General features: G+C 63.9%; 11 protein-coding genes. 2 read left to right on the forward strand and 9 right to left on the reverse strand.

Features of this window, described 5'->3' with window-relative positions:
• Positions 1 to 253 precede the first annotated feature (253 nt).
• Positions 254 to 1,594 (forward strand): phosphoglucosamine mutase, encoded by a 1,341-nt coding sequence (glmM, locus tag ACSSV4_RS10600; protein WP_454275120.1) that lies wholly within the window; start codon positions 254 to 256, stop codon positions 1,592 to 1,594.
• 22 nt (positions 1,595 to 1,616) lie between these two features.
• Here the strand turns inward: glmM and ACSSV4_RS10605 are convergent, their stop codons facing one another.
• The 5 genes from ACSSV4_RS10605 to dgcN all read right to left on the reverse strand — a co-directional run bounded on the left by ACSSV4_RS10605 (position 1,617) and on the right by dgcN (position 6,083).
• Positions 1,617 to 2,495, reverse strand: coding sequence for a branched-chain amino acid aminotransferase (locus ACSSV4_RS10605; protein ID WP_454275121.1), 879 nt, complete (start codon positions 2,493 to 2,495; stop codon positions 1,617 to 1,619).
• Positions 2,496 to 2,559: 64 nt separating this feature from the next.
• On the reverse strand, positions 2,560 to 3,054 hold the full coding sequence (locus tag ACSSV4_RS10610) for a VOC family protein (RefSeq protein WP_454275122.1): 495 nt from the start codon (positions 3,052 to 3,054) through the stop codon (positions 2,560 to 2,562).
• 144 nt (positions 3,055 to 3,198) lie between these two features.
• Entirely contained in the window at positions 3,199 to 4,059 is an 861-nt protein-coding gene (locus ACSSV4_RS10615) for a D-amino-acid transaminase (protein WP_454275123.1), read from the reverse strand.
• A gap of 4 nt (positions 4,060 to 4,063) precedes the next feature.
• Positions 4,064 to 5,029, reverse strand: a complete 966-nt coding sequence (dgcA, locus tag ACSSV4_RS10620; RefSeq protein WP_454275124.1) for an N-acetyl-D-Glu racemase DgcA — start codon at positions 5,027 to 5,029, stop codon at positions 4,064 to 4,066.
• 52 nt (positions 5,030 to 5,081) lie between these two features.
• Positions 5,082 to 6,083 (reverse strand): N-acetyltransferase DgcN, encoded by a 1,002-nt coding sequence (dgcN, locus tag ACSSV4_RS10625; RefSeq protein ID WP_454275125.1) that lies wholly within the window; start codon positions 6,081 to 6,083, stop codon positions 5,082 to 5,084.
• 258 nt (positions 6,084 to 6,341) lie between these two features.
• Here dgcN and ACSSV4_RS10630 point away from each other — a divergent pair, with 258 nt between their 5' ends.
• Positions 6,342 to 7,301, forward strand: coding sequence for an L-malyl-CoA/beta-methylmalyl-CoA lyase (locus ACSSV4_RS10630; RefSeq protein ID WP_454275126.1), 960 nt, complete (start codon positions 6,342 to 6,344; stop codon positions 7,299 to 7,301).
• 30 nt (positions 7,302 to 7,331) lie between these two features.
• Here ACSSV4_RS10630 and ACSSV4_RS10635 read toward each other — a convergent pair whose 3' ends face one another.
• The 4 genes from ACSSV4_RS10635 to ald all read right to left on the reverse strand — a co-directional run bounded on the left by ACSSV4_RS10635 (position 7,332) and on the right by ald (position 13,070).
• Positions 7,332 to 9,425 (reverse strand): dipeptide ABC transporter ATP-binding protein, encoded by a 2,094-nt coding sequence (locus tag ACSSV4_RS10635; RefSeq protein WP_454275309.1) that lies wholly within the window; start codon positions 9,423 to 9,425, stop codon positions 7,332 to 7,334.
• Positions 9,426 to 9,448: 23 nt separating this feature from the next.
• Positions 9,449 to 10,633 carry an ABC transporter permease gene (locus ACSSV4_RS10640; RefSeq protein WP_454275127.1) on the reverse strand — a complete coding sequence of 395 codons (1,185 nt, stop codon included), beginning with the start codon at positions 10,631 to 10,633 and terminating at the stop codon, positions 9,449 to 9,451.
• 151 nt (positions 10,634 to 10,784) lie between these two features.
• Positions 10,785 to 11,831 carry an ABC transporter permease gene (locus ACSSV4_RS10645; protein ID WP_454275128.1) on the reverse strand — a complete coding sequence of 349 codons (1,047 nt, stop codon included), beginning with the start codon at positions 11,829 to 11,831 and terminating at the stop codon, positions 10,785 to 10,787.
• A 126-nt stretch (positions 11,832 to 11,957) separates the two neighbouring features.
• The gene (ald, locus tag ACSSV4_RS10650) at positions 11,958 to 13,070 is read right to left on the reverse strand and encodes an alanine dehydrogenase (protein ID WP_454275129.1); all 1,113 of its coding nucleotides are present in this window, start codon (positions 13,068 to 13,070) and stop codon (positions 11,958 to 11,960) included.
• Positions 13,071 to 13,150 lie beyond the last annotated feature (80 nt).

Here is a 13,150-nt window from a genome sequence, read left to right on the forward strand (position 1 = left end):
ATGATCACCCACAAGCTGACGCTGGACCAGATCAACCACGGCTTCGAGCTGATGCACAAGGGCGAGTCGATCCGCGCCGTGGTGGAGTATTGACGCCGCCGCGTTGGCCCGATGTTGCGGGCGTGGATCTGTCAATTGATCCGGCGCATCACCGTCGGGTAGTGTCGCAAGGATTGGACAGATCCCGCCCGCCGCGCTAAGAAGCGTTGCCGGGCAATGCTTTCGGCAGACCATTACTCTGGAGACTTCACCGATGGGCACCAAACTCTTCGGCACGGATGGCGTGCGCGGGCAGGCCAACGCCTGGCCGATGACCGCCGACATGGCGCTGCGGCTCGGTGCTGCGGCGGGGCGCTATTTTCGCCAGGACAAGCAGGAACACCGGGTGGTGATCGGCAAGGATACGCGCCTCTCGGGCTATATGCTGGAATACGCGCTGACCGCCGGATTCACCTCGACGGGGATGAACGTGTTCCTGCTGGGGCCGGTGCCGACGCCCGCCATCGGTTATCTTACCCACAGTCTGCGTGCCGATGTGGGGGTGATGATCTCGGCGAGCCACAACCCGGCCTCCGATAACGGGATCAAGCTGTTCGGCCCCGACGGCTACAAGCTGAGTGACGAGGCCGAGGCCGCCATCGAGCACCTGTTGAACGAGGGCGTGGCTCCCGCGTTGCCGAAAAACATCGGGCGGGCGCGCCGGATCGACGATGCGCGGGGGCGCTACGTCGAATATGCCAAGACCACCTTTCCGCGTCGTCTTCGCCTCGACGGGCTGCGCATCGTGCTGGATTGCGCCAACGGCGCGGCCTATCGCACGGCACCCGAGGTGCTGTGGGAATTGGGTGCCGAGGTGATCCCGATGGGGGTGGAGCCCAACGGCTTCAACATCAACCTCGATTGCGGCTCCACCCGGCCCGAGGCCGCCGCGCGCAAGGTGCTCGACACGCGCGCCGATCTCGGGATTTGCCTTGATGGCGATGCCGACCGTGTGGTGCTGATCGACGAGCAGGGGCGGGTCGCCGACGGCGACCAGTTCATGGCGCTCATTGCGACCCGCTGGGCGCGTGAGGGGCGGCTGGCGGGCAATACGCTGGTCGCCACGGTGATGTCAAATCTGGGGCTGGAGCGGCATCTCGAGGCGCAGGGCATCGCGCTCGAACGCACGCCGGTCGGGGATCGCCACGTGGTCGAGACGATGCGCACGGGCGGCTACAACCTCGGAGGCGAGCAATCCGGGCATATCGTGATGACCGACTATGCCACCACCGGCGACGGGTTGATCGGGGCGCTGCAATTCCTCGTCGCGATGGTCGAGACCGGGCAGAGAGCCAGCACGCTGGCACAGGTTTTCGCGCCGGTTCCGCAAAAACTGGTGAATGTGCGCTTTGCCAAGGGCAAGACGCCGCTCAAGTCCGACGCGGTGCAAAGCGCGATGGTCGAGGCGGAACGGGAACTGGGCGGTGACGGGCGGCTCCTGATCCGCGAATCGGGCACCGAACCGCTGATCCGGGTGATGGCCGAGGCGCTCGACCCCGCCGTGCTCGACCATGTCATGGGCAAGATCGTGGGCGCGGTGCGGCAAGAAAGCTGAGGCGCAGGCAGGCCGCCGCCGGTCAGGCGCGGCGTGCAGCATCCGATTGCGCCCAGTCCCAATACATCTCGCGCACCCGTTCGGTCACCGGGCCCGGCTGATACTGCCGCTCTTCAAAGGCCAAGACCGGCGTGACCTTCATCATGTTGCCCGACAGGAACACCTCGTCCGCCGCCTCGAAATCGGCAAAGCTCATCACGCATTCATGCACCATCATGCCCTCGGCGCGCAGGTTCGCGATATGCCGTGCCCGGGTGATCCCGGCCAGAAACGTGCCATTCGGCACCGGCGTGAACACCTCGCCATCCTTGACGGCAAAGACATTCGCCGTCGCCGCCTCGGCGACGTTGCCGAGGGCATCGGCGACCAGTGCATTGCCAAAGCCGCGCGAGCGTGCCTCGGCCAGCATGCGGGCATTGTTCGGGTAAAGACAGGCCGCCTTGGCATTAACCACGGCATCCTCCATCACCGGGCGGCGAAACCGCGTGCGGCTCAGCGTGGTGGTAAAGCCTGCGGGCGCCATCGGAATTTCCTCGAGACTGATGGCAAAGCCGGTATCGCCGCCCTCCTTGGGCACGATCGCCGCCATACCCCCGTCGATTGCCCAATACATCGGGCGGATATAGACTGCCGCGTCCTCGGGATAGGCGCGCAGCCCCTCGCGCACGATCTCGACCATGTCCTCGGTGCCTACCGTCGGCGTCACCATCAGCGCCGCAGCCGAGGCATTGACCCGCGCGCAATGCTTGTCGAGGTCCGGCGTCAGCCCATGCGCGTAGCGCGCGCCGTCAAACACGTTGCTGCCCAGCCACATGCCGTGATCGGCGGCCTTCATCACGGCGATATCGCCGTCATGCCATTGGCCATTGAAATAGGTGCGGATGTTCTTTCCGGTCGGCATGTCGTTCCTCCCTGCCTCGTTTCGGCCAGACCCTAGGCCGGTCTTGCGAGAGGGTCCAGAGCGATCAGCCCCGCGCCGGGGTCTCTGCCATGAGGCGTTCGAGATCGAGCGGCTTGTTCACCATGGCCAGCGTGCCATCCGCAGCGCGCGGCCACTCCGCCTCGGGCTTGTCGACATATAGTTCCACGCCATTGCGATCCGGGTCGGAGACATAGATCGCCTCGCTCACGCCGTGATCCGCCGCGCCCTCGATCTCGATACCGGCCTCCACCAAACGCCGCAGCGCATCGGCCAATGCGGCCCGGTCGGGGTAGAGGAACGCGGTGTGGAATAGCCCGGTATGCCCTTTGGGCGGCGGCGTCGCGCCGAGGCTCTCCCAGGTGTTGAGCCCGATATGATGGTGATAGCCCCCGGCCGACAGGAACGCCGCCTGACCGCCGGAATAATATTGCGTGAGCTCGAACCCGAGCACGCCGGAATAGAAGCCGATGGCGCGCTCAAGATCGGAGACCTTGAGATGCACGTGGCCGATACGGGTGGCGGGGTCAACAGGGGTCATGGTGTCGTCCTTTGCTTGGTCGACACCAGAGTGGCACCTGCGCGCCAACCGCGCAATTCCTCGAATACGCCCAGTTCATGTGCATGAAAGCGGAGACGGTTGATTTACTGCCTTCATGCGCAGACCTCTACACCCGCCGTCCGCTCACACGGCTGTCTTGCGGCTCTCGTCAAGGTATATCTCGCGCAGCCGTATCGCCACGCGCCCCGGTGTGCCGTCGCCCAGGGGGGCCCCGTCGATCTCCACCACCGGCATCACGAAGGCGCTTGCCGAGGTCACAAAGGCCTCATCCGCCTCCCGCGCCTCGTCGATGGTAAAGCTGCGCTCTTCCACCTCCATCTGCGCCTCTCGGGCAAACCGCAGCACGGCGGCGCGGGTGATCCCGTGCAGGATGTCATTCGACAGATGCCGGGTGATGATCCGGTTGCCCTTGACGATATAGGCGTTGTTCGACGTGCCTTCGGTCACATGCCCGTCCTCGATCATCCAGGCATCGTCACACCCGGCCTTCTTGGCCATCATCTTGCCCATCGACGGGTAGAGCAGCTGCACCGTCTTGATATCGCGACGGCCCCAGCGAATATCCTCTATGCTGATGATATTTATGCCTTTTTTGGCCGCCGGATTATCCGCCAGACCAGGCTTCGACTGGGTAAACAGCACGAGCGTCGGCTCGGTCGTCTCCGCATCGGGAAAGACGAAATCGCGGTCGCCATCGCTGCCGCGTGTGACCTGAAGGTAGACCAGCCCATCCTCGATGGCGTTGATACGCACCAGCTCGCGATGGATCTCCAGCAGATCGACAAAGGCGGCGGGCTTCTTCATGTCGAGCTCCGAGAGCGACCGCTCCAGCCGCGCCAGATGGCCCGCGAAATCAATCAGTTTGCCACCCAGAACGCTCGTCACCTCATAGACGCCATCGGCCATCAGGAAACCGCGGTCGAAAATCGACACGGTGGCCTCGGTCTCCGGCAGATACTCGCCGTTTACATAGACAGTGCGCATGGTCCTACCCCCACAAAGCGGCCTCGGGCGGATGCACCCCGGCGTCATCGAATTTCAAAGCGTTCTCCCGGTCTTCGGCCAAGAGAAGCGGGCCGTCAAGGTCCGTCACCATCGCACCCTGCGCCACCAGCACCGCCGGGGCCATGGCCAGAGAGCTGCCCACCATGCATCCCACCATGATTCCGTAGCCGTCCGCGCGCGCCGCATCGCGCAGCCGCAGCGCCTCGGTCAGCCCGCCGGTCTTGTCCAGCTTGATGTTGACCACGTCGTACTTGCCCTTGAGACCGGCCAGGCTCGCCCGGTCATGGCAGGACTCATCAGCACAGACCGGCACCGGGCGCGCCATGCCTATGAGCGCGTCATCCTCGCCTGCGGGCAAGGGCTGTTCGACCAGCGCCACGCCAAGCCGCATCAGATGCGGCGCGAGGTCGGCATAGACTGCAGCACTCCAACCCTCATTGGCGTCGATGATGATCCGGGCCTCCGGGGCACCGCGCCGCACCGCCTCCAGCCGAGGCATGTCATCGGGCGTGCCCAGCTTGATCTTGAGAAGCGGTCTATGCGCATGCTTTGCGGCCTGCGCCTGCATCGCCTCCGGGCTGTCCAGCGACAGGGTATAGGCGGTGATCTCCGGCCCCGGCGCGGGCAGCCCGGCCAGATCCCAAACCCGGCAACCCCTTGTTTTTGCGTCAAAATTCCACAGCGCGCAATCCACTGCATTGCGCGCCGCCCCGGCGGGCAGTAGATCATAGAGCCCTTCGCGCGTCAGATTATCCGGCAACCCCTCGATCTGCGCCGTGACACTCTCCAGCGTCTCATCATAACGGGCATAGGGCACGCATTCGCCCCAGCCGGTCACGCCGCCCGCCTGCACCCGCACGGTCAAGACCTGCGCCTCGGTCCGCGAGCCCCGGCTGATGGTAAACACCTGCGCCAGCCGGAACACGTCGCGCGTCACTGAAATCTCCACGCGGCCCCCTTTCATCTTGCCAAAAATACTCCCGCCGGAGGCGTCCACCGGCTCAAATCGCGACAAGCGCCTCGACCAGCTTGGCCGAGCCGAACCGATACGGGTCGGTCGCGGGCAGGCCCATCTCGCGCTCCACCTGCTCCAGATAGGCACGCGCCTCGGCCTCACCCATATGCTGCGTGTTGACCGACACGCCCACCACCTGACAGGCCGGATTGGCGATGCGTGCCAGCGGCAGCGCGGTGTCGCGCAACTGCTCTAGCGTGGGCAGCGTGTATCCGGGCAAGCCGCGCATGTGCTGCCGCGTCGGCTCGTGGCTGAGGATCAGCGCGTCGGGCTGCCCGCCATGGATGAGCGCCATGGTCACCCCCGAGAAGGACACGTGAAAGAGGCTGCCCTGACCCTCGATCAGGTCCCAGTGGTCGGGGTCGTTGTCGGGCGTCAGCCATTCCACCGACCCGGCCATGAAATCGGCCACCACCGCGTCGAGCGGCACGCCGTCACCGGTGATCAGGATGCCGGTCTGCCCGGTGGCGCGAAAGGTCGCCTTCATGCCGCGCGCGTGCATCTCGCGCTCCATCGCCATGGCGGTGTACATCTTGCCGACCGAGCAATCGGTGCCCACGGCGAGGCAGCGCTTGCCGCGGCGTTTGGTGCCATCCGCGATCGGGTATTTGACCGACGGCACCCGCACGTCATGCAGCTTGCGACCGGTCGCCTCGGCCACGGCCTTGAGGTCCGGCTCGTCGCGCAGCAGGTTGTGCAGCCCGGACGCGAGATCGAAGCCCTCTTCGAGCGCGGCCACCAGCACCTTCTTCCATTCCGGGCTTATGATGCCGCCACGATTGGCGACGCCGATGACGACGGTCTTGACGCCCGCGGCTTTCGCCTCCTCCAGTGTCATGTCGGTCAGCCCCAGATCGGCCCCACAGCCGGGCAGCCGGAACTGGCCCAGGGCATTCTCGGGGCGCCAGTCGCGGATGCCGATGGCCACCTTGGCAGCCAGCATGTCGGGCGCATCGCCCAAGAACAACAGATAGGGGGTCTCGATCATGGCAGATGCTCCAAGCGGTCGGAATTCAGGGCAATTTCGGACGATTCAAACGCGATTTCATACACATTTCAATGCGAAAGGCAGAAATATCGCATGATCCTGTCGCAAATTATCCACTCGCCCGAATTTTCTGCGATCCGTGCCCAAGCCCGGCCAGCGTGATCCGCGACGGAAAAGCCGCTTGCACAGCAGTACGCAATTTCATACGCAAAGCCGCGACGTTCACGCAATTTCCTTAACCAACGGAGCGACCCCAAGATGAGCTTTCGCCTGCAACCGCCGCCCCCCGCCCGTCCGAACCGCTGCCAGCTGTTCGGCCCCGGCTCCAACACCAAGCTGTTCGAGAAAATGGCGGCAAGTGCTGCGGACGTGATCAACATCGACCTCGAGGATTCGGTGGCCCCCACCGACAAGGATGTGGCGCGCAAGAATACCATTCAGGCGATCAACGAGGTGGAATGGGGCAAGAAAACTCTTTCGGTGCGCATCAACAGCCTCGATTCGCCGTTCTGGTATCGCGACGTGGTGGACCTGCTTGAACAGGCCGGTGACCGGCTCGATCAGATCATGATCCCCAAGGTGGGATGCGGCGGGGATATCTATGCGGTCGATGCGCTCGTCACCGCAATCGAGGCCGCAAAGGGGCGTAAAAAGCGGATCGGCTTCGAGGTGATCATCGAATCCGCCGCCGGTATTGCCCATGTCGAGGAGATCGCCGCCGCCAGCCCCCGCATGCAGGCGATGAGCCTCGGGGCTGCCGATTTTGCTGCCTCGATGGGCATGTCCACAACCGGCATTGGCGGCACGCAGGAGAATTACTACATGCTGCATGAGGGCGCGAAATACTGGTCTGATCCTTGGCATTGGGCGCAGACCGCGATTGTCGCCGCCTGCCGCACGCATGGTATTTTGCCGGTCGATGGCCCGTTCGGCGATTTCTCGGATGACGAGGGGTTCCGCGCGCAGGCGCGGCGGTCGGCCACGCTCGGGATGGTTGGCAAATGGGCGATCCACCCCAAGCAGATCGCGCTCGCCAACGAGATTTTCACCCCCTCCGACGTGGCAGTCGCGGAAGCGCGCGAGATCCTTCAGGCGATGGAAGAGGCGACCGCACGCGGCGAGGGGGCCACGACCTACAAGGGCCGTCTGGTCGATATCGCCTCGATCAAGCAGGCCGAGGTGATCGTCAAACAGGCCGAAATGATCGCGGCACAGTAACCTGGAAAGGGGCGGCCAACGCCGCCCCGTTCACTCCGCCGCGATCTTGATCACCGGCTCCATCCGGTCGAGCATCTCTTGCGACAGGTGACATTTGACCTGATGACCGGGGGCGAGGTCGCGCACCGGCGGCACCTCTTTCTCGCAGAGCCCGTTCGGCACCTCGGATTTCCAGCGGCAGCGCGTCTGGAACGGGCAACCGGGCGGCGGGTTCATGGCCGAGGGCACGTCCCCCTCCAGCACGATATGGCGCTTCTCGACACTAGTATCGGCGATCGGCACCGCCGACAGGAGCGCCTCGGTATAGGGGTGATAGGGGGGCGAGAAGACCTGATCGGTGGTGCCCAGTTCCACGACATGACCGAGATACATCACCATCACCCGGTCGCTGAGATAGCGCACGATGCTGAGATCGTGCGAAATGAAGAGCAATGTCGTCTTCTGCTTGCGCTGGATCTCCATCAGCAGATCCGTCACTGCCGCTTGTACGCTCACATCCAGCGCCGAGACGGGTTCATCCGCCACAACGATCCGCGCGCCGCCTGCGAAGGCGCGGGCGATGCCGACACGCTGTTTCTGCCCGCCCGACAATTGCCGCGGCATGCGGTCGGCGAATTCGCGCGGTAGCTTGACCAGATCGAGCAGGCGCAGCATCTCGTCGCGGCGGTTCTGATCCGTGGCCCCGATGCCGAACACCTCGAGCGCCCGGATGATCTGGCGGCCCACGGTCATCGACGGGTTGAGCGTGTCGAACGGGTTCTGGAACACCATCTGCACATCGGCCACGGTCTGGGTGTCGCGCTTCTGGATCGGGATCTGTTCGATATTGCGATTGTCGAGCAGGATCTGCCCCTCGGTCGCCGTCTCCAGCCCCATCAGCACCTTGGCGAAGGTGGATTTCCCGCAGCCCGATTCTCCGACGATGGCCAATGTCTCGCTCTCGCGCGCCTCGAAACTGAGCGTCTCGTTGGCCTTCACCACCTTCTTCGCCCCGCCGCTGCCAAAGAGCGCATTGGCCGCGACCTCGTAATATTTCTTGAGCTTGTCCATCTTCAGCACGACCTTGCCCGGTGTGCTCGCCTCGTGCTGCGCCATCGCCTCGACAGGGGCGTGCCAGTCGATATCGTCATGCCGCAGACAGCGGCTGTAATGGCGATCATCCCCGGGGATCGGCGACATCGGAATCTCGAACTTGTCGCACAATCCGGTGGTGAAATAGTCACAGCGCGGCCCGAAATTGCAGCCCGGCGGGCGCTCATGCGGCAGCGGGAAATTGCCGGGAATGGCTTTCAGCGGGCGGCTGTTCTTGTCCGCACCGGGCAGCGGGATCGAGCGAAAGAGCGCCTGCGTGTAAGGGTGCTGCATCTTGTCGAACACGTCCTTGATGCTGCCGGTCTCGACCGCCTCGCCGGAATACATCACGCAGATCCGGTCGCAGGTCTCCAGCACCAGCCCGAGATTGTGACTGATGAACAGCATCGAGGTGCCGTATTTGCGGCCCAGATCCTTGACCAGTTCCACCACCGCCGCCTCGACCGTCACATCAAGCGCGGTGGTCGGCTCATCGAGAATGAGCAACGACGGCTTCGACATCAGCGCCATTGCGATCACGATGCGCTGCTGCTGCCCGCCTGAAAGTTGATGCGGATAGCTCTTCATGATCCGTTCGGGATCGGGCAGCTTGACGTCATTCACCACCTCAAGCGCGCGCGCCCAGGCGTCCTTCTCGGAAATGCCCTCATGGATCATCGGCACTTCGATCAGCTGGCGGCCCACCTTCATGGCGGGGTTCAGCGACGCCATCGGCTCCTGATAGATCATCGCGATCTCGTTGCCGCGAATATGGCGCAACTCCGCCGCGCTCATCTTGCTCAGCTCCTGCCCCTTGAAACGGATCGTGCCGCCCACGATCCGGCCATTCACCCCCAGATCCTGCATCACGCCAAGCGCCACGGTGGATTTGCCGCAGCCGGATTCGCCCACCAGCCCCACCGCCTCGCCGGGCCGCACCGTGACGGAGAAATCCATCACCGCAGGGATCTCACGCAGCCGGGTGAAAAAGGAAATCGACAGGTTCTCGATCTCTAGGATCGGTCCGTCCTGTTCCAGCGTGGCCATGTCCATCTGCTTCACCTTTCCCTAAATACTCAATCCCGCAGGCTCTCTTCGCGCAGCCCGTCGGCCAGCAGGTTGAGCCCCAGAACGAGGCTCAGCAATGCGAAGGCGGGCGGCAGGGCCGGGTGCAGATACATCGACAAGAGCTTGCGCCCCTCATTGATCGTACTGCCCCAGTCCGGGCTCTCGGGGCTGAGGCCGAGGCCAAAGAACCCCAGCGTGCCGAGCAGGATCGTGGTATAACCGATGCGCAGGCAGAAATCCACGAGCAGCGGCCCGCGCACATTGGGCAGGATTTCCCACAGCATGATGTACCACGCCCCCTCGCCACGGGTTTGCGCGGCGGCGACGTAATCGCGCGTCTTGATGTCCATGGTGAGGCCCCGCACGATGCGGAACACGGTGGGCGAGTTGACGAAGACAACCGCCACGAAGACCACCAGCAGGTTGGGCGGAAAGCTCACGAGGCCCAGCGGGTCGGCATTCCACGCGATCCCGGCATAGAGCCACAGCCCCACCACCAGCGTCACCCCGACATAAAGGTTGCGCGTCGCGGGCTGGGTGTGAAACCGCGAATTCCACAACAGCACAAGGAACACGATGGGAAAGATGAACAGCACCGCCGCCATGTAGACCGGAATGCCGGTCAGCACGATCTCCGGTGTGACCAGCAGGTAAAACAGCAAGATCACCGGGAAGGCGAGGATCAGGTTGGCGAGGAACGACAGGAAGGTGTCGAGCTTGCCGCCGTAATAGCCCGCTGGCAGGCCCAGCGTGATGCCCACCATGAAGGCGAAGAGGCTCGCGAACGGGGCGATCTTGATCACCTCCCACGCGCCCACGACCATGCGGCTGAACACGTCGCGGCCGAGATTGTCGCCGCCCAGCAGGTAATAGGGATAGGCACCCTCGGCCACCTCACCCATCATCTTGGTATAGGGCGTGCCGGGGACCTTGTTCTTCATCGAGGCCGATTGGTCGAGCACGTCATGCGTGGTGATCAGATCGAACGCGCCACCGAGGATGCCGGTGAACACCCAGAACATCACGAGGGCAAAGCCCGCCATGCCGATGGGGCTGTCAAAGAGCTTGCCATAAAGCCCGAGCCGCCGCTTGAAGGTGATCGACAGGGTAAAGGTGGCGATGAGCGCGATCCAGACGGGCGTGAACTGCCCCAGTATCCGCAGGATGATCTCGCCCCAGCTTAGTGCGTCCATGGTTCGGCCCTTCCTGTTCTGGCCTGTCCGGCCCCGCATCCCGCCGTCATGCCCCGGCTCGACCGGGGCATCTCCGCCCCGGCCGCAAACCGCAGCGCAGAGTGTCCGGTCAAGCCGGACAATGACGCGGTGCCTTGGGGCAAACCGGCGCTCATGTCACGCTGATCCGGGGGTTGAGATAGACATAGCCGATATCCGAGATGAGCTGCGTCACCAGCACGACGATCACCGACACCACCGACACGGCGAGCAGCAATTCGATATCGTTGTTGCTTGCCGCCTGTACCAGCGTCCAGCCGAAGCCCTTGTAGTTGAACAGCGTCTCGACGATCACCACGCCGTTCAAGAGCCACGGGAATTGCAGCATGATCACCGTGAAGGGCGCGATGAGCGCGTTGCGCAACGCGTGTTTCATCACGATATTGGGGAAACTCACCCCCTTGAGCCGCGCGGTGCGGATGTATTGCGCGGTCATGACTTCGGCCATCGAGGCGCGGGTCATCCGCGCGATATAGCCCATCCCGTAAAGCGAGATGGTCAGCACCGGCAGAAAGAAATTCTCGAATGTGGGGTTCTCCATTGCGCTTGTCGCCGTGCCCTTGAACCATTTCAGCCCCACGGCGGTGCTGGCAAAGACCGCGATGAAGAGCACGCCCGAGACGTATTCCGGCGTGGCCGTGGTGGTGATGGCAACGGTCGAGAGCGTCCGGTCGGTGCGCGAGCCTTCACGCATCCCCGCCATGACGCCGAGGATCAGCGCCGAGGGCACCATCAGCAGCATCACCCAGAACATCAGCCGCCCGGTCAGGGCCAGTTTTTCGCCGATGATCTCGCCCACGTCCTTCTTGAAGACGGTGGAATAGCCCCAATCGCCCTGCAGGATGCCGCAAAGCCGCGGGGCCTGCTCGGCTGGCCTGCCGGGCTCGATGCAGCGTCCGCGCAGGGTGCCGTCCTCGGCCTGGATGGTCCAGCCGGGCAGCACGCCCATCCATTGCCCGTATTTGACCGGCAGAGGTTCCAGATAGCCGTTGCGCCCGAGATAGCTGGCAACCTCCTCATCCGTCATGCGGAAATTGCCCTGCGTCTTGGCCAGTTTTTCGAGATTGGGATAGAGATTCGTCAGGAAGAAGACGACAAAGGTCAGGCAAAGCGCAGTCAGGATCATAACCCCGAGCCTGCGCAGGATGAACGTGGCCATTTAGCGCCCCCTGTTGGCGTTTTCAGAAAACGCTAGTCTACAGGGCGCGGTCGGTCCAGCATCATTTGCGACATGGATAGTCGGTTTGCGCCCCCGCCCCGGGCGGGTCGGGGACGCAGATAACGCTCAGAGCAGCGATTCGGGATCGATGGTCTCGATCCCGAGCGCCTCGCCCACGGCGGCATAGGTCAATTGCCCGGCATGCACGTTGAGGCCGTTCAGGAGATGCGGATCGTCGGCGCAGGCCTGTTTCCAACCCTTGTCGGCGAGCGCCAGCATGAAGGGCATGGTTGCGTTGCCAAGCGCCAGCGTCGAGGTGCGCGCCACCGCACCGGGCATGTTGGCCACGCAGTAATGCATGATGCCGTCCACCTCGTAGATCGGATCCTGATGCGTGGTGGCCTTCGAGGTTTCGAAGCATCCGCCCTGATCGATCGCCACATCCACCAGCACAGCACCCGGCTTCATCATCGGGAATTGATCGCGGCGCACCAGCTTGGGTGCGGCGGCCCCGGGGATCAGCACCGCACCGATCACCATATCGGCGAGCGGCAGCAATTCCTCCAGCAAACCGGCCGAGGAATAACCGGTCTTGAAGGTGCCGCCGAACACGTCGTCGAGATAGCGCAGACGCGGCAGCGAGCGGTCGAGCACCGTGACATCCGCGCCCATGCCCGCCGCGATCTTGGCGGCGTGAGTGCCGACCACACCGCCACCGATCACGATGACGCGGGCCGGGCCCACACCGGGCACGCCGCCCATCAGTACACCGCGCCCTCCATTGGCTTTTTGCAGGGTCCAGGCGCCCACTTGCGGGGCCAGACGGCCCGCCACCTCGGACATCGGTGCCAGCAGCGGCAGGCCGCCGGAGCGGTCCGTCACCGTTTCATAGGCGATGGCGGTGCAGCCGGACGCCAGAAGGTCGCGCGTCTGTGCCTCGTCGGGTGCCAGATGCAGGTAGGTGAAGAGCAACTGCCCCTCGCGCAGCATCTTGCGCTCGGCGGCCTGCGGCTCCTTGACCTTGACGATCATGTCGGCGGTCGCGAATACCTCGGCGGCGGTGTCGATGATGGTGGCGCCCGTCGCCTCGTAGGCGGCGTCGTCAAAGCCTGCGCCGATGCCCGCGCCTGCCTGAATGATCACCTCGTGACCATGGCTCACGGCTTCCTTTGCGGCATTGGGTGTCATGCCGACGCGAAATTCCTGGGGTTTGATTTCCGTGGGGCAGCCGATTCTCATGTCTGGATTCTCCTCCGATTGACTTGGCCGGAGAGTGCCGCAGATGGCGCGCAAGGCGGTTGAAATTTCCCTCGTCCAGA

It is taken from the genome of Roseovarius sp. MBR-154, assembly GCF_053628595.1.